The organism is Starkeya nomas (assembly GCF_902703545.1).
Classification (GTDB): Bacteria; Pseudomonadota; Alphaproteobacteria; order Rhizobiales; family Xanthobacteraceae; genus Ancylobacter; species Ancylobacter moscoviensis.
This window is the reverse complement of sequence record NZ_CACSAS010000001.1, coordinates 2,853,609-2,870,293: the sequence shown is the minus strand read 5'-3', so window position 1 is coordinate 2,870,293 and position 16,685 is coordinate 2,853,609. Positions and strand designations below refer to the sequence as shown.

The following is a 16,685-nucleotide window of genomic DNA, read 5'->3' as shown; positions in this document are numbered from 1 at the left end:
GGTCGAAGTAGCGGGTATAGCCGAGCACCACGCCGAGCTGGACGAGCTCGTCCAGGAACGCCTCGATGGTCTTCACCACCATCAGGGCGTTATGGGAGGTGAAAAGCTCGCCGCGCCATTTACGCAGAGCGCCCGGCAGCGAGGCGCGAATGGCGTTCTCGGTGCGGACCTTGTTGATGAAGCGCCAGTTGCTGTCGTTCGAGAGCGTCTCGGAACCGAACAGCTCCTTGCCTTCGATCCACGTATTCACGCCGGCGGTCGAGACAAGAAAATTGGCCTCGTGGTCGATCTCGCCATCGTAATACGAGATCGGGCGCGCCACCCCGACGATGCCGCTGGAGGTCTGGTTTTCCGGGCTCCAGTAGGGACCGCCGCGCGCCCGGTCGCGCTTGGCGAACAGCGCCGCCACCACGGCCGAGGACGGCCGGGTGAGGATCGTATCGTCCGATTCGTCGAGGACCGCGAAGCGACGGACCGCCGGGTCGATCGGGTAGAGATAGCGCCCATCGTCGCGACGCAGGCGCTCCGCCCACTGGAAGGCCGCCTGCCGGTCGAGGTTCGGGCCGTCGACGATGCCGATACCAAGCACGCGGCGTGCGACGGCCATCGTGGTGAGCGCAACGGGATTGGCGACCGGCCCGGTGGCCACCTCGCAGGTGGCGCCGTCGCCGTCACCCACAATGGTGCAGGTGACGGCCCCGGTAATGCCGATGCCGGCATTGTCGATGCGCACGCCGATGACCTTGCCGCCCTCGATGACGCAGGTTCCTGTGGGCACGACGAGTGCTCCGGCCGAGGCGAAGACCGGGGCCGCCTGGGTGTAGTCCTCGCCCTGCGCCGTCACGGTGGCGGTCGTGGCGCCGATGAGATTGTCCTGGGTGTTGCCGGGTGAAAGGATCAGGCCGGGACGCACGCCGGTGCGCGACCGCGCATCGAGCAGCCCCCACATGCCCGTGCGGTCGGACGGATCGCCGACGATGGCACCGATCTGCTCGTTGCGCGTCGTCTTTTTCGGCACGCGGTGCACGAGGATCGAGCCGGCCACGCCCTCCGACAGGATGTCGTCGATGGCGTCGCCGATCTCGCCGGCGTCACCCAGCCGGGCGATCTTGTCGGCCTCGTCGCCATAGAGATGCACGCTCGTTTCGAGGGGGAAAAGGTCGGGGTTGGCCTCGTCGGCCTCGGCCACGATAGCGATGGTCGAGAAGTCCGGCGTAACGACGGTGCGAGCGTCCTCGCCCGCATCGAGGAAGCGAACGCCGTGGTTACGAGTGAGGGCTGCCATGCCTGTTGCGCCTTGACCGTGGGAGGATCGAAGGCGAGGCTAGCGAGCACGATGAAAGCGGAGCCGGTGACAGGTGTCACCGAACTCCTTGCTGGGCCGGCGCTTCCCGCATCTATACCCGCGTTGCCGCCGTGATGAACAGCTGGTCGACCTGCTGCTCGGTCAGCTCCAGCTCCACGGCCATGGCGACGAGGTACGGGTGATTGCGCTCGATATTGAGAGCGTCCGCCCACCAGATGCGCACCAGTTCGTAAGGATGTGCCGCCACGGCCGCGTCGACTTGCGCAAGGAGGCCGGCCTCGAAGAGCGCAACGCGCGCCTGGGCGCGGGTGACGGAGGACGGCACCACCGGCGGCGGGGCGACATACGGCGCGATCGGCCCGGCCTCGCCGTCGAGCAGGCGAGCGTAGACGTCGGCGCTAGCTGTGTTCGCGTCGCTCTCGATCGCCTCGAACGGTATCCATTCGCCTTCGGGCAGACTGAAGTGCGGCGGCCGCACCTCGCAGTCGACACCGCCCGCCGCGTTGTAGATGGCCGAACCCGGCTTGATCTCATACGGACTCGGAGCGGCGGCCGGGGGCGTCTCCTCGTACACCGGCGGCGGAACAGGCGTTTCGCTCTCAGGCTCCACAGGGATTTCATCTTCGGACATCAAGCAACCCTCACAAAAAGACCCGGCACCGTGCCGCTCGTCGGGCTGCGGCTCATGCATCGCCACGTGCCGCCCAAGCCGGCCGCGAGAGACGATCCTGCATAGAGGGTGCCGTAGGCCGCGCTGCCGGCAGCAGTGGTAGTGAACATCACCGCGCCGACCTCGTTCGCGTTGGCAAGGACAGAGGCGAAATCGCTGGGGTTCTTGATGTACACCTCGCTCTTCCAGGCGAAGTTGGCCGCCACCCACTGCTCAAAGGCGATGTCGCCCATGTAGGTGGCGTCGATGGTGATCGTGACTTTGCTGCGCCCGCCGTCCCACGTGATCGTCACGATGTTGCCGGAGCCCTGACGCGCGGCTGTGAAGCCCAGCTCCCTTTGCAGATACAGGACGGCGCTGTTGGACGCCTGACGCATATACGGCTTGTTCGGGTCTCCGCTGGCAAGACCGACATGGGAGATGCTGTCGGCATTCGGCTTGCTCGCGACCTGACCGTTCGTCCAAGCGAGGTCCGTACCCAGCGCTCGGGCGCTGACCTGTGCAACGAGGCTGTCGAGCGCCGCCTGAAGGTCGGTGATCGCACTGATCGGATGGGGATGCGACGCCGGCACGGCACCGATGGCGGTCCGCGCCGCCGCCTTGTCGGCCGCCTCGAAGACCGCCCGGCCGACATCCGTGCCGCCGAGGTTCGTCTGCGCCCGCGTCTTCTCCTCAGCGGTGCGGCTCTGCACCTCGTCGAAACGGACACGATGGCCCAGAGCCGTCGAGATCGTGGTGGCGAGGTTGGGATCGTTGCCGAGAGCCGCCGCGATCTCTGCGAAGGTGTCGAGGGTTGCCGGCGCGCTGCCAGCCAACGCGGCGATTTTGCCGTCGATCTTGGCGTCGACGGTGTCTTCCCAGCCCGTGATGTGCGCCAGCACGAGCGCGGCCGAGACCCATTTATCGCCGATGCGAACCATGACGTGGTAGTTGGCCGGGTCCGGCGCGTCGACGTCGGAGAGATCGTCCAGCGCATGCTTATGCGTCTTGTCCGACTTGCTGTTGAGCGCGTCGAGGAGGCCGGTGATGTGGCCAATCTCGTGCGCGTGCTCCAGCAGGGCGCGCAGGGCGATCTCTTGCGCGTTAGCGTGGATCGCGACGGCGAGCTTCTCGGCCATCAACCGCAGGCGCTCGACGTCATCCGAGAGGTTGTTCGCGGCGTTCGGCTTCGGAACGTCGAGGACGGCGGTGCGGTCATCGATGACGGGCATGATGGCCTCCTCAGAAGGTGATGAAGCGCGGATCGGAGACGGCGGGCCGCGCCGCCGGCGTGCCGGTCAGCTGGATGCGCACCCTCACCTGATCGGCCATGAGCGCCGCCTTCTCGTGCCGGCGCTCGATCCAGCCGTCGTTCAGCATCTCGGTCTCGGCGAGCGGCAGGGCCTCCCAGTCGCCGTCGGCGCGGTCGATCGTGAAGGTGGCGCCCGCGCCAGCGGGCAGCAGGGCCTTGTAACGAGCGATGGCGCCCGCCTTGCCGGCGAAGGCCCGGCAGACATAGTCGCCGGTGGCGCGCAGCTTGCCGGCAATCACGGTCACGCCCGGGAACAACACCGGGCTCACCAGCTCGGTGCCGCGCAGCACCGCCCAGACCTCGACCTCCTCGGTGATGTAATCGGTCAACTCGACCGGATCGTTGGGCAGCATGACAATCGTGCCGCCGGCGCCGGGCCGGACCACTTCGAAATGCAGGCTGCAGTCGCGGCTCGGCAGTTGCACGGTCGCCTTGATGACGAGATCCGAGCACTGGGCGAGGTGGACGGTGCCGAGCAGCACGCGCCGCTCGGTGGCGGTGAACCGCGCCGCGTAGAGCCGGAACGTGATGTCCGAACCCTGCTTGTGGTCCCACGACGCCGCATTGCTGGATTCGTGGCGCATGGCGATCGGGTACGGGTTGCGAGTGACGAAGGTCTGCGTCTCGGTATCAAAGTCGCCGAGGTTCGCGACCGAAATGGAGTGCTCCGCGTCGTCGGACTTGACGACAAAGGCCCACATGGCGTCGGACGTCAGCAGCAGCGGTGCGGGGAAGGTCGGCTTGATCCGGTCACCCACCGCTACTGTCGTCATCGGCACAACGGCCGAGGCGCGCACTTCTTCGGTCGGGTCGCCGTCGCGCATCGGGACGATGCCGACCGAAATGGGATTGCCGGGGTCGCCGACCTTGCAGATGTGCAGTTCCACGCCTGTGAAGTGGCGCGGTTCGGGTGGCATGAAGCTCTGCGCCTGCGGGTCGGACTTAACCGGGCCAGTGCTCCTCCCGGTGGACCAGCGCCAATCGCGGATGACGTTCTGCGGTAGATTCGGGTCGGCGGTCGGAGAGTCAGGTTCGGGTGCCGGGGTGGCGTCCAGCGGCGGCCGAACTGTCTCGATCGACACCAGGCGCTGCATGGTGGTGATGTCGACTGTGCCTCCGCCGACAAACTCCGCCCACGCCTCGGCGCCGCTCGCGCCGCCGGCGAACAGCAATTTGGAGCCGGCGGTCACATCAGCAGGGACCACGAACGAGCCGTGCACCTCACCATTGGCGTCGCCGATCAGCAGAGGCTCCGGTGTGATGTCGATGTTGTCGAAGGCGAGCAGCTGCAGCTCCTCACCGGGGCCGAAGCCCTTGATGGTGTAGCTGACCTCGATCTGGCGCAGATAGGCGAGCGACTCCTGCCGGCGGTCTACCAGCTCCTCGGTGACCGTGGTGCGGTCATTGGTGCCGGAAATCTGACGGGTCTTGTCCGAAAGCCAGATGGTGCGGGTTTCGGTCCAGTAGTCGACGGCCGGCGAGATCGAGAGTTGCGCCGGCAGCGGGTTGAAATTGGCCCACGGATTGATCTTGACGCAGCCGGTCTTGAGCGGCTGCTCGATGGCGACTTCCTCGACATATGGCAGCAGGACGGGAGCTGCCATCTGGATCTGATGGATGGTGGGGTCGACGGCGAGCTGGATCGACCCGCCATAGACCGCCGCCGTCTGCGGCACGCCCTGGTCTCGATAGGTGTCGTCGACGCAGGGGTCGACAAACACATCATGCTTGGCGACCGGCTCGCGGCTGTCGATGTCGGCCCGCAGCCGCAGCAGCGCGACGAGGTCGGCAACATCCTTGAAGAAGTTGAGGTAGCGCCACAATTCCGGGAGGTGACAGGCGCGCGTGCCGTTGTTGGTCACCACCGGGGCGGCGCGCCAGTCATTGTAAATGTCGGCGAGGCCGAGCAGGTTCGCCCGCTCGATCGGCGGCTTGGGGCGCACCGCCGACGACACGCCGCGCAGGTAGACGATGGCGCCGTTTTCGTCGAGACAGAGGCGATCAACGCGCGGGAGCTTCCAGCGGTAGGTGACGAACACCGGGGTGCCGGTCACACCGCCGGCCAGCGTCACCGACTGAACGCCAATCGCCTCGGGCGTGACCACCTCGAGGAACCGGATCGTCGCCTGATAGCTGGAGCCCACCGCCGGCTCCGGCCCGCCGGGCGACCAGTCCAGAGCGTTGGCCACGAGGTTCCAACTCGTGCCGGCGGCGAACGACGTCGCCCCCTGAGTGACCGACAGCACTTCGGTGACGCTGTTTTTCGGCAGGATGTCGGCCGTGTTGTTGGGGCTGCCGCGAACGATGGTCACCGTCACCTGCTTCGTGATCGACGCGGCAAGCACCTGATCGATCGGACCCCGGTTGAGCGGGATCACAGCCGTGCCGGTGCCGCCATCCGAAAAGACATGCGGCTCGGTGTCGATCTGCTCGGTGTCCCAGCTCAGCGGCTCGCCATAACGCAGCGCCGCCGAACGGGATCGCGTGAAGCCATAGATCGACGCCGCTCCCTCGGAGACCGCGAAATGCATGGCGGCGCCGACCTGCCCGATGGCGGTGACCTGACAGCCCTCGATGACGTAGTTGCCACCCGTCACGCCCCGGTCCTTGGCCGCAATCTGCTGCGCGATGGCGGTCAGGTTGGCGGGCGGCGTCTGATCGAGCACCGTGCCGCCGCGCACGAGATAGACCTGGTAGTAGTCGCCCGGCTCGGCAAGCGAGCGCAGCGACCAGCTCACCGCCTCGATCACGCGCGCGGCGCCGTCCTCGCCTTCGCCGGCCGATCCGGGGATGAGGCCGCGCAACTCCGGCATGTCGTCGGCGGTGACGTAGGATCGACGGATGCGGATGCCGATCGACACGTCGCCCGTCAGGTCCACGCCCTCGATGACGCGCTCGGGCACACGGCGCACGTCGCCGGCCGCGTAGATCCAGCCTTCGGTCAGCGTGATCGTGCCGGCTTCGGCATCCACCACCACGGCCGCGCCGTTGATGCGATCGCCGTCGCGCGCGACCATGCCACCGATCCGCGCCGTTCTGGCGCGAATGATCGACTGCAGCTCATTGCTCTCGGCCGACTGCGTATAGGTCCGGCCACGGAAGACGAGCCCGGCGAAGTCGGGCATGGCCGCAAACCGGTCATGGGTGTCGGGAAAGCTCTCGTGCTCGAAGGCCATCGGTCAGAACCTCAGCAGGCAGGCGACGCGCTCGCGCACGGTGCGCCCAAACTCGATTGAAACGGGGGTCTCGCCGATCACCGGGCCGGCCGGCTCAAGGGCGCCGGGCGGCAGGTGCTGGAGCCCCGGCTTGCAGCCGGCGGCCGGCGTCGCGGAAAGGATGAAGCCGACGCTGGCGGCGGTGCTGCCGTGACCCTCGCCGAAGTCCGTCAGCGCCTCGACATAGAGATACCGGGTCGCGGCCGGCGCCGGATCGAAACGGCTGGCGCCGACCCGGTAGACGCCCTCCAGCGTCTCGATGACCGGGCGTCGGACACGGCAGCGCCGATAGAACAGGATCTCGCCAGCGGCATCCTTGAACACCGCCCACGCCGGGCCGGGCCCGGTCGCCTGCATCATGGACGAGGAGCGCGCCAGCGCGCCGTCAGCGGTCCACGGGAAAGCACCCCACGGAAAATCGCCCCACGTCAGGTCCGCGCCCTCGATCGGCTCCAGCCAGACGCCGAGCGCCTCGAGCTCGGCCTGCGCCATGTCGTGGACGATGTAGACCGGCCGGCCGAAGCTCCACTTCGTTCGCACGCCATCGATGACGACGCCGGAATCATCGTCCCACATGGTCTCGTCGGCGCGGCCCTCGTCGCCCTCCAGGGCGCGCACGTCATAGCCGCAATAGGCCCGCCAGCAATCGGAGCGCAGCGGCAGGGACAGCCATGTGAGGCCGTCGATGCGCGCGAGATCGGCCTCGTCGTCGCGGACGCGATCAAGCCCGAGCTGGATGTGGTTCCACCAGAGCCGGCGCGGCGGGGCATATTCGAGCGTCGCCGAATAGCCGATCCAGCCGAGCGCCTGGTGCACGGCGGCGGGCGTGCCGCGAACCCGCTCCCAGTCGACGCCCTCGCCGATCAGGTCGTAGAGGGTCGGGAGGTAGGGCGAGAGCATGCCGAGGCCGTACTCCCACACGAGGTAGGGCAGGAAGGAGGCGGGCGGGTTGTTGAGCTTCATGCCGTGCAGGGCGTCGATCGACGGGCCGAGGATGTCGGTCGGATCGGTCGCCCGCGCCAGCGTGCGCTCGTAGACGCCGGCGGAGGTCGGCAGGAGAGCCGCGGCATCGTGAGCCATCAATAGGCCCTCCCCCGAAAATTGACGGACAGGCTGCGGATGGAGATCGCCTGATAGGGCTCGGCCCTGATCTCGTCGGAGGTCATGCGGGCCCGCTGGACGCCGGCGATCATGGCTCGGCCCTGCACCCACTCAGCGACCAGGTCCATGCCCATGCCGGTCTCGGCCGACCAGGCGTCGGTAACGACGCTCGGGATGGTACCGAGGATCGTCTCCATGGCGTCGGGCAGCAGCCAGACGTCGAGGGTCACGTCGACGGCCGAGAACACCGCCGCGCGCACGTCGAAGACGTCGTTGATGACGCCATGGGCCGAGTTTTCAAGCGCCGCGCGCACCTTGGCGAGCAGCGCAGGGTCGGCTAGCCCGGCATTATCGGTCGACCAGATCGCGACATGCACGGTCGGATCGCGGCCGACGCGGTAGGCGTGGGCACGGCGCACGCGCACGTCAGCGGCGCGGGCGATGGCCTCGTAACGCTCCTTTGGCCCGCCGGTGGAGCGGCCGGCGATGGCGAGGATAGTGCGCGACTTCAGCGCCTCCTCCTGCTCACCGAAGAGGCGAAGCACATCGTAGAAGATCACCAGATGATCGGTGTCGGTGCCGGCGCTGTAGAACAGCAGATTGGACCTGCCGGCATCGTTGACCCGCGCTCGGAGCGCCATCTCGACATAGGCCGCGAGCTCGATCAGCTTGCGGCCGGGATCACTGCGAAGGTGCAGGGTGTCGATAACCGGAAGTTCCGGGTTCGCCTCGCGCTCGATCGCCCAGAGCTCCTGGAAGCGCGCGACCATCCGGTCGACGATCACCTGCCAGCTCAGTTCCTCGATGACTTGCGCCGGCGGCAGGCCTGCAAGTGCCTTGATCGTCACGCCGTCCGTCATGCCGCGGCGCTCCCGCGCATGAGCACGGCCGCGGGCAGCGTCATGCTGAAATGCTCCACGACGCTGTAGTCGCCGAGATGACCGTATGGATAGAACAGGTTGTGCAGGTCGAAGCCGATGGCGCCCTGTCGACCTTCGAGATAGGTCGGCTCCATGCGAGCGATCCTCACGCCCGGCTCCTCAGCGTGCACCGCGCCGACGATCTCGGCATAGGCGCGCAGCACGTTGGCCGCGGTCATGTTCTCGCCGCGCAGCGCGTGGAGCTCGGAGCCGTAGTCGAGCTCCATGACGCGCTGGAGCTTGCGCGTGGAGAGGATGTCGCGCACGGACTGCTCGCCGTGAGCTCGCCCGCGCAACAGCTTCCCCGTAGCCCTATCCATCCCCGTGCGTGTCGTGAGCGCCATGTGAAGGCCCCTTCAAGCCGCGTTGTCAGTCGGCCTTGTCGCCGCCGGCGGCGGGTTTGCGCCCCTTGGGCAACTCCGCCTGGACGGGCTCCAGCCCACCCCAACGCTTCTCGGCGTCGTACTGTCGCTGATCGAGCGACACGGTTTCGCCGGGCTTGCGCATGCGGCCATCGATGGGGCGGGCGGCGGTGATGCGGTATTCCTTCTTGGTCATGGCTCTCTCCTATGCCGGCGGGCCGGTATCGGCGCCGCCGGGCGTGACACCCGAATGGACGTGGCCGGACGAGATGTTCTTCTCGTTGTGCGTGAGCTCCTCGCTCGACAGCGCGATGGCTTTTCCGTTGAGCCGCAACTGATCGCCGTTGATCTCGAACGAGCCCTTGCCGGTGCTGATGAGGACCTTGCCGTCCTCGATGGTGATGCTGCTGTTGCCGACTTCGAGCACGACATCCTGCGCGCCGGCCGGAGCCTCATGGTCCTGGTCGAACGGCCCGCGCACGCACCAGCTGCCTTCGCCCACGGTGCCGGAGGGCGAGATCATGGCGAACCTCTCGCCGATCGTCGGACGCACCTTCACCTTCAGCTTGCCGGCGCTCACCGGCTGCGCGCGCAGCCAGGGTGAGAGGACGGGCTTGTCCTGGTCGGCGCTAAGGCCAAGGTCGAGACGGACCTGCCAGTCGTTACCCACCGAGCGGATCTCGGCCACCTTGCCGGGCATCATCACGCGCGCGATGCGCTGATGGGCGTCGCCCAGGCTGCGCTCCAGCATGGTCAGGCGGTTCTCCATCTTCCGCCAGCGGTAGGACTCCAGGTGGCTCATACCGGCGCCCCCGAGAGATCGGGCGGGAAGAGGACGATCTCGCCATCCTCGACGGCCTCGACGGCCGTGTAGGGCATGCGCTCCAGCGGATCGCCGCCGAGCCCCTTGAGCGACTGGCGCCAGGTGAGCGTGTAGTAGCCGACGCCCTTGCCGAAGGAGGCAGCGGTCACCAGCGGGCGCATTTCGGCGTCTTCCGGCAGGCTGATCGACGTCAGGCCCCAGCGCGGCAGGGTGAGGTCGGGATCGGCGAGGATCTCGAACAGCCCGAAGCCGAGCGCATGCGCGATGGTCTCGCGCCGTTCCGCCCGCGAGCCGATGGCCATCTCCTCGGTCACGATGTAGGCGACGAGCTCGACGGGCAGATCGAAGGAGCCGCCGACGTTGATCGGCTGGCGCACGCGCTGGAAGGTCACGCCGATCATCGGCGGCGGGAAGATATCACCGGCGATGATGTCGGATATGTCGATGCGGCCCGGCAGCTCGCGCACCTCGACGCCCGGAAAGAGCGGCTTCAGCGTGGCGACGATGGCGGCGACGAGCTGGGCGACACGCGCATCCTCCAGTCGCTGGGCCAGCGTGCGCGGGGCGATCATGGGCGCCCTCCCGGCAGGCCGGAGATGAGACCGGACAGCCAGTCCAGCGTCACGCGCTCGATCTCGGGCTCGTCGTCGGCCGATACGCCGACGAAGGGGCGCGCGGGGATCGTGACCTGCCGGGCGAACACCGGCGTGTTGCCCACCATGAAATGCAGCCGCGCCGCATCCTTCGGCTTGATGACCGCGCCGTCCTGGTGGACGTGGGCATATTCCCAGGCCGCGCCGACCTCGACCTGCCCGGCCGATGCGATATAGGCGACGCTGTCGCGCAGGTGCCGGCCGGTCTCCAGCAGCGTCGAGGTGCCCGCCCTGTTCGGCGCCCAGGGCGTGCCGTCCGGCGCCGTCTTGGTGTCCTCGATGCGCTCGCGCGTCGACGATTCCAGTAGCCCGCCGATGTCGGTCATGAGCGGCAGGGTGTCATCGCTGCCGGCCGCGAGCCGCGCGAGGATGACGGAAGGCAGCACGCCGTCGACATCGATGACGATGCGGATCCCATCCATCACAGCCCCCGCATCCGATCGCGCGTGAACAGGCGATCGGGCGCCACGACGATGGGCTCGGCCGGGCCGACCGAGTTCGGCTCGCCGGGCATGCCGCCACCGGGCAGGCCGCCGCCGCCCGGCCCGTCAAAGGTCAGGGCGCCCTTGCCGGCGGCGATGGCCTCCAGGCGCTTGATGGCGATGTCGTAGCGCTCCTTCACGCGCTCATTGCCGCGACCGAAGGAGAGCGCGACGCGGTAGAGAGCGATGTCGGTGGCGTAGATCCGCAGCGCCTCGCGGCCGTCGTCGTCGATACGCTCCAGCTCGGCCCGCGAGTAGCGGGCGAACAGCACGACGCGCATCTCCGCGCTGGCATCGATGAGCGAGGCCTCGATGCGCGCGTCGTCGCGCTCGCGGGTCTCCTCATTGGCGGCGAGGATGGTCGCCTCGTTGGGATAGCGGGCCAGGACGTCGGCGAGAGTGGCGAAGGTGGCCATCAGCGCACCCGCCCAACCCGACACAGGTTGCGCATCGTCGCGACGTGCGCCTCCCTCCGCCGAAACTGACGCAATTCGCGCATGCCAGCGACGTGTGCCCGCTGCTGCCGAACGAAAAGGGCAATGATCGCGATCCAGATCGCGCCGAGGAAGATCCAGGCCGCCAGCTCGTTCATCAGCCGACCATCCCCATGGCCTGCAGGTAGAGGTCGACGATCGCCTCGTGCTCGGCGCGCTGGTCGGCATCCTGCTTGCGGATCTTCAGGATCTCGCGCAGGGCCTTGATATCGAAGCCCGCGCCCTTCGCCTCCAGGAAGGTATCCTTGATGTCTTCGCCGATGGTCTGCTTTTCCTCCTCGAGGCGCTCGATGCGCTCGATGAAGGACTTGAGCTGCTCCTTGGCGAAGCCGGCGGCGGCGTCGGAAAGCGGCTGGTCGGTGGGGATGTCGGACATGAGGCGCTCCTGGTGACGGAAGACGGGGGCGGCGAACCGCCCCCGTCAGGGGCCCGGAGGTCCGGGCCGCGCGGCTCCCGCGCGGCTGTCGCGTGCGGCGCGGTCGGCCGGGTTCAGTCGGGCCAGTCGGCCGAGATGATGCCCGCGGTGTGCAGCACGGCGTGTTCCTTGCGGGTCAGCGGCCGAGTGCCGGGCTCGATATATCGGCGACTTATCTTCACCCGCGCGCCGATGACGAAGTCACGGGTCCGCTCATCCTTGAGCATGCGATGGAAGTCCTCGGTCCGCTGAACGAGCTCGGGAAGGCGTTCAGCGAAGTCCGCCGGAAGCAGCGAGGCGATGTAGATCGCCAGACGGAGCATTTGCTCGTCCTCCAGCCCGCGCACGAGAATGGCGGGATCGAAGGTCGATACTGGTTCCTTGTCGAGCTCGGGGGAGGCTGCCGCGTCCTCCCCCTTGCTCTCGCCGGTTTCGGCGGCGTTGGCGGGCGGGGTCTCGGGTCCCCCCACCTTCGCCGCCTGGGCGCCCGCGTCGGGCTCCGGCTGCGCGATCTGGCCCTCGGCACTGCCGGCGGCTCGGGCCTCGGAATTCGGCTCCCCCGCCTCGCCTCGGCCGGCGGACGGCAAAGTCCCGTCCGCCGGCCCGGCTTTGCTCTCTCGGGGGTTATCGGTGGTGGTGGCCTTGGCCGCCTTCGTCTTGGTCGGACGCGGCGCCATGGTCAGGACACCGCGTTCTGGATCAGGTAGCCGACGTCCTTGGCGACCACGAGTTCACGGATCCGCTCGCCGGCACGCACGCGGTAGCCGCCTTCAAGGCCGAGGTCCGGGTCATCGATGCGGCCGGCGATGCGCGTGCCGAACTGCGCCGTCATTCCCCAGGTGATGCCCTGGCCCGGCGCGGCCGCCTTGTTGATGTGCAGCAGCGCGATGTTCTTACCCCACACACGCTGCAGATTGGGCGCCTGACCCTTGCGCGAGAGATTTACGTACCCTTCGCCGACGAGCAGCCGCTCGATCTCGAAGAGCTCGCAGAACTGCTCGCGGGTGATCATGCCCTTTTCCGTCAGGTTGCCCTTGACGGCGTTGACGAGGTGGGGGTGCCGGCGGAGCTTGGACCAGCCCACCTGTCCCATAACGCAGGTGTTCGGGCGGAAGATCAGCGTACCTTCGATCGCCTCGGTGATCGTCTCGATCGGGTCGCTGTTCTCGTAGTCGTCGAGCTGGTCGCCGCCGGCGAGTACCACCTTGCGCGCCGCCGCATAGTTGGCGGGGTCCTGCACGGTGGCCGCGACACGGACCTCGCGCGCCAGCGTGATCAGATCGGTGAGCCCTTCGACCGCTCGCGCCTCAGGGTCGTACATCGATCGACCGGCGGCGCGCGCCGCCTCCGCCGCCTTGACGTCGCTGACGACGACGGGCGCATCGAGACCGTGGTCCTGAACCTCGCCGGTCTCCTCCTTGCCGGAGAAGTCGACTTCATTGACCTTGCCCTTGCGGCCGACCAGCGTCTCGGGGACGGTGAAGTTCTCGGCCAACGGGTAGGACGTCCACGCGAAGCGCTCCTGGGCGACGTCCTGGCGCGGAAGCACCTCGTCGGCGATGAGCGACTGCGCAGGATTGCGGTAGGCGATGGCAACCGCGGTCAGGACCGGGTCGACGGTGAAAGAGCGACGGGGCATGTGTGTCCTCGATTGGCGGTGCTGCGGTGGGCGGCGCGCCGTCAGGCCGCCGGCGTGGCCAGCAGGCTCTTGGCGACGGTGACGGGGATGATGTCGTCGGCGGCGCCGGGGGAGCCGGCCCATCCGATGATGACGACGGTCTGGCCGACGACCGGCAGGACCTTCACCGCCTTGCCGGCGGCATCGCTGGTCAGCGGATCGCCGAAGGCGACGTTGCCGCCGAGGCGCACCTGGGCGGGACCGGCGACGGTGACATCGACGGTGCCGCCCTGATCGCCGCCGAGCTCGTCGGTCACGCCGATGATGGCGTCGGTGGCACCCGCCGCGGCGCGGACAGTGGTTCCGGCCGCCGGCGCCGCGGCCTTGACGATCAGGTACGGATCGACGCTCGCCGCGCCGATATAGGACTTGATGAACGGCCTCACTGCTTGCCCTCCTTCACGGCCATGACGGCGTCCGCCGTCGACAGGAACACGCCGTCCGCGGCCATCTTCTTCTGGTAGGCGACGGCCTTGGCGGCCAAGGTGGTCGCATTGATCGTGGCTTCGCCGGACGGCGTCTCCCGCTCGCCCAGCGCCGACGCCTGCAGATTGGCAGGGGTCTTTTCCAGCAGGGCGCGAACCTGCTCCAGGCCACTCGCGGTGGCGCACAGCAGGGCGTACTCGCCCCGCTGCGCCGGCGTGATCTTCTTCTTCTGCAGGGCGCCATCGAGGAGATCCTCGACGGCCTTCTTGTGAGCTTCGGCGCCGAGATCTGCGATCTTGGCCTCGGCCGCATCCTTGGCCGTCGTGACGGCTGCGAGATTGGCGAGCGTCTGCTCGTGGATCGCCTTGGAGACCGTATCGGCCTTCAGGCCCGCAATGGCGGAAAGGCAGGAGCCTTCGTCGGCGGTCTCGGTCAGGCCGAGCGCCGCCGCGATCTTCTTCAGCATGGGCTGATCCTTCTGGGTGGTGGGGCCGGCCGAGGCGACGGCGGGCATGGCGAGCGCCGGCGCCGGCACGAGCGCGACCGAATGCAGCCAGGTCGCGTTGCCGGCGTCGTCGTGATGAAAGGTCGGGGAAACGAAACGGTGCGTGCGCGCGGAGAGCGTCTGCTTGCCGGCGTCAAGCCAGTCGACGCGGGCCCACAGACCATCGGTGCGAGCCTCCAGTTCCGGCACCCACCCGACGACGGTGCCGGCCTCGCCGAACATCGCCTTGCGCGGCACGCTGTGATCGAGATCGACGGGGATCGAGATCCCATCCGCCTGGAACCGCGCCACCAGCGACGCCGGATCGAAGCCGTAGGAGCGGCCGTCGCGGGTGGTCACGCGGCCGCGCGGCGCGATCTTGATCCACGCCGGCGGAGCGCCGGAGGCATCAAGCGCCGCGAGCTCGCCGGCGATGACGCCGGTGGCGATCGGGTCGGTCTGGGTTGCGGATCGGTGCGACATGGGGGCACGCTAGGCGAGCCCCGAAGCGGAATGCCGGTGACAGCTGTCACCGGCCGAAGATGCGCCCGACATCGCGAACGCGAGCGACCCTATCCTATCAGGATCGATTTTGAAGGGGGTTTGAAAGCCGTGGGCGGCCGTTTGGGCTTTGTGCCGCCCGATGCCTCACCCGGACGGTGTTTCGCCGGCAGAGGCCGCCGCTGCGAAATTGCGTTCCAGATAGTCGCGGGCCATCTGCACACGGTGGTTTCGGAAGGAAATGTGATCAGGCCAGCCCCGGTCAATGTACGCCGCACACATCCCGCCGCCACTCCTCGCCTAGCCGCATCGTTGCACATGCCCGATGGCGGAGGTACTATCCAGTCGCGGAGAAATAGCCGTCCACGCGTGGGTACGCCCGCGCAAGGAGGATGTGACGCCCTCCCTCCGCGACTTCATCTCACCCGGTCGCACCCTTCCAGAATGTTGCGGACATAACCGGTGTTCCGTCCGCGCGAGCTTGGATACAACGTCGCCACCTCCAGATGCCCGCCGGCGCCGAGGTCGATCCAGGACATATAGAACTTGCCGTCGACTTCGATCATCGCAAGCAGTCGCCCGTCAGACCGCCGGCGCCAGATGTCGGAGCCGTCAAGCATGAGCTGGACGAGACGCCACATGGCCGCCGGAAGCGGATGGGTGGGATTGTGGGCCATGGCGGCGTCGCTCGCCGTTACGGTCCTGAGCTTGGCGCCGATGTCGCGGGCAAGCCCGTCATTGATGGTCGCCACCGGCCACGCCGTTCGCGGCCACGGATGGCTCAGGTCGACAGCGGCGGCGTCCCGGCCGGCATCCTTCAGAGCCTTCTTGACGGCAGCGCGTTCGATGCCAAGCCGTCGCGCGCTCAACACGTGCGACAGAAACCCGTCATCCGCGATGATCTTCTGGATACGCGGGCGTGCCATGTCGGCCGGCGTGGCGTCGAGCTGATCCTGCAGGATGCGCACCAGGGTGCGGGAGCGTCCGACGCCGGGGTTGGTGTGCCAGCCGGGATCGATGCCGTCCGGCACCTGCGTCCGCACCCCCGTGCGCTTGTTGACGAAGGTCCGCATGCGCTCCGCCGGCGGCGTGTCGCGGTAGATGATCCCGCCATCCTCCGGCGGTCGGCCGAGAAGGCGCTCGGCCTGCGCAGCCGTGATCTGGCGGACGGCGCACTTGCAGCCCCACCCGTTGGGCGGAAAGTGGGTGCGCCAGAACGGATGATCGACGGGCAGGATGATGCCAGCCCAGCGAAGATGCTCCTGCCGGGGATCTCCGGCCGTCGTGCGCACGTAGAGCAAGAAGGGCAAGGCGCGCTTGGTGCGCTGGATCCGGTCCCATTGGCCGGCGGCGCGGGCGGCGCGCACATTCGACCAGAACGTCGTCTCCAGCCGCCGGGGGCGGGTGAAGTCGACGGTCTTCATTTTGGTCCCTTCGGGATCGATGACCTTCCGAGGACCCCACCACCCGACCGGCTTCAGCCGCCGCTCCATGTCGGCCTTGAACTTGTCGAATCCGGTGCCGTCCTTCAGCGCCTGGTCGATCCCGGCGCGGAACTCGGCGAGCACCTTGTCCTCCAGGACGCCGGCGACGGTGAAGGCGTGGGCGTGCTCCTCGCCCCACACGTCCAGCCAGGAGAAGCGGGGCGCGAGCTTCTTGTCCCGGAAATAGTCCAGCACCTCGGGTGGCGTGGGAAATCCCCGCTCCACCCGTGCGCCGGTTGCGAGGAAGGCGAGTCCGGCGAGGAAGGCGCGACGGGAGATGTACTCAGTCGTGGACATCGCCGAGACCGCGCGCCTTGGCCATCGCGATGGCGAGCTTCATGGCGAGCCGCTTCCCGTCGACCGCCTCCGCGATCTCCGGC

General features: G+C 68.0%; 19 protein-coding genes. All 19 read right to left on the bottom strand.

Annotated features, from left to right (window positions below):
* The coding region (locus STARVERO_RS13750; RefSeq protein ID WP_159599483.1) for a phage tail sheath protein at positions 1 to 1,285 on the bottom strand (1,285 nt) is incomplete at its 3' end.
* A 112-nt stretch (positions 1,286 to 1,397) separates the two neighbouring features.
* Positions 1,398 to 1,937: a hypothetical protein gene (locus STARVERO_RS13745; protein WP_159599481.1), complete on the bottom strand. Its 540-nt coding sequence runs from the start codon at positions 1,935 to 1,937 to the stop codon at positions 1,398 to 1,400.
* On the bottom strand, positions 1,937 to 3,187 hold the full coding sequence (locus tag STARVERO_RS13740; protein WP_159599479.1) for a phage tail fiber repeat family protein: 1,251 nt from the start codon (positions 3,185 to 3,187) through the stop codon (positions 1,937 to 1,939). Before STARVERO_RS13740 ends, STARVERO_RS13745 begins: the two co-directional genes overlap by 1 nt.
* Positions 3,188 to 3,197: 10 nt before the next feature.
* Positions 3,198 to 6,443 (bottom strand): DUF4815 domain-containing protein, encoded by a 3,246-nt coding sequence (locus STARVERO_RS13735; RefSeq protein WP_159599477.1) that lies wholly within the window; start codon positions 6,441 to 6,443, stop codon positions 3,198 to 3,200.
* Positions 6,444 to 6,446: 3 nt separating this feature from the next.
* Positions 6,447 to 7,562 (bottom strand): phage tail protein, encoded by a 1,116-nt coding sequence (locus STARVERO_RS13730; RefSeq protein ID WP_159599475.1) that lies wholly within the window; start codon positions 7,560 to 7,562, stop codon positions 6,447 to 6,449.
* A complete protein-coding gene (locus tag STARVERO_RS13725; RefSeq protein WP_159599473.1) occupies positions 7,562 to 8,443 on the bottom strand; it encodes a baseplate J/gp47 family protein in 882 nt (293 codons plus the stop codon). Before STARVERO_RS13725 ends, STARVERO_RS13730 begins: the two co-directional genes overlap by 1 nt.
* Positions 8,440 to 8,823, bottom strand: a complete 384-nt coding sequence (locus STARVERO_RS13720) for a GPW/gp25 family protein (RefSeq protein WP_479692375.1) — start codon at positions 8,821 to 8,823, stop codon at positions 8,440 to 8,442. The genes STARVERO_RS13725 and STARVERO_RS13720 overlap by 4 nt, the downstream gene beginning before the upstream one ends.
* Positions 8,824 to 8,872: 49 nt before the next feature.
* Positions 8,873 to 9,061 carry a hypothetical protein gene (locus tag STARVERO_RS13715; protein WP_159599469.1) on the bottom strand — a complete coding sequence of 63 codons (189 nt, stop codon included), beginning with the start codon at positions 9,059 to 9,061 and terminating at the stop codon, positions 8,873 to 8,875.
* 9 nt (positions 9,062 to 9,070) lie between these two features.
* Positions 9,071 to 9,667 (bottom strand): hypothetical protein, encoded by a 597-nt coding sequence (locus tag STARVERO_RS13710; RefSeq protein WP_159599467.1) that lies wholly within the window; start codon positions 9,665 to 9,667, stop codon positions 9,071 to 9,073.
* Positions 9,664 to 10,260 carry a hypothetical protein gene (locus STARVERO_RS13705; protein WP_159599465.1) on the bottom strand — a complete coding sequence of 199 codons (597 nt, stop codon included), beginning with the start codon at positions 10,258 to 10,260 and terminating at the stop codon, positions 9,664 to 9,666. Before STARVERO_RS13705 ends, STARVERO_RS13710 begins: the two co-directional genes overlap by 4 nt.
* Positions 10,257 to 10,763 (bottom strand): phage virion morphogenesis protein, encoded by a 507-nt coding sequence (locus STARVERO_RS13700; protein WP_200837807.1) that lies wholly within the window; start codon positions 10,761 to 10,763, stop codon positions 10,257 to 10,259. Before STARVERO_RS13700 ends, STARVERO_RS13705 begins: the two co-directional genes overlap by 4 nt.
* The gene (locus tag STARVERO_RS13695) at positions 10,763 to 11,239 is read right to left on the bottom strand and encodes a phage protein Gp36 family protein (protein WP_159599461.1); all 477 of its coding nucleotides are present in this window, start codon (positions 11,237 to 11,239) and stop codon (positions 10,763 to 10,765) included. Before STARVERO_RS13695 ends, STARVERO_RS13700 begins: the two co-directional genes overlap by 1 nt.
* On the bottom strand, positions 11,239 to 11,415 hold the full coding sequence (locus STARVERO_RS13690) for a hypothetical protein (protein ID WP_159599459.1): 177 nt from the start codon (positions 11,413 to 11,415) through the stop codon (positions 11,239 to 11,241). Before STARVERO_RS13690 ends, STARVERO_RS13695 begins: the two co-directional genes overlap by 1 nt.
* Positions 11,415 to 11,693: a DUF2312 domain-containing protein gene (locus STARVERO_RS13685; protein ID WP_159599457.1), complete on the bottom strand. Its 279-nt coding sequence runs from the start codon at positions 11,691 to 11,693 to the stop codon at positions 11,415 to 11,417. The genes STARVERO_RS13690 and STARVERO_RS13685 overlap by 1 nt, the downstream gene beginning before the upstream one ends.
* Before the next feature lie 113 nt (positions 11,694 to 11,806).
* Complete coding sequence (locus tag STARVERO_RS13680) at positions 11,807 to 12,409, bottom strand: hypothetical protein (RefSeq protein ID WP_159599455.1); 603 nt, start codon at positions 12,407 to 12,409, stop codon at positions 11,807 to 11,809.
* Between the two features lie 2 nt (positions 12,410 to 12,411).
* Positions 12,412 to 13,371 carry a capsid protein gene (locus STARVERO_RS13675; protein ID WP_159599453.1) on the bottom strand — a complete coding sequence of 320 codons (960 nt, stop codon included), beginning with the start codon at positions 13,369 to 13,371 and terminating at the stop codon, positions 12,412 to 12,414.
* 41 nt (positions 13,372 to 13,412) lie between these two features.
* Entirely contained in the window at positions 13,413 to 13,796 is a 384-nt protein-coding gene (locus tag STARVERO_RS13670; protein ID WP_159599451.1) for a hypothetical protein, read from the bottom strand.
* Complete coding sequence (locus STARVERO_RS13665; protein WP_159599449.1) at positions 13,793 to 14,803, bottom strand: phage protease; 1,011 nt, start codon at positions 14,801 to 14,803, stop codon at positions 13,793 to 13,795. Before STARVERO_RS13665 ends, STARVERO_RS13670 begins: the two co-directional genes overlap by 4 nt.
* 434 nt (positions 14,804 to 15,237) lie before the next feature.
* A complete protein-coding gene (locus tag STARVERO_RS13660; protein ID WP_159599447.1) occupies positions 15,238 to 16,602 on the bottom strand; it encodes a phage head morphogenesis protein in 1,365 nt (454 codons plus the stop codon).
* Positions 16,603 to 16,685: the final 83 nt, after the last annotated feature.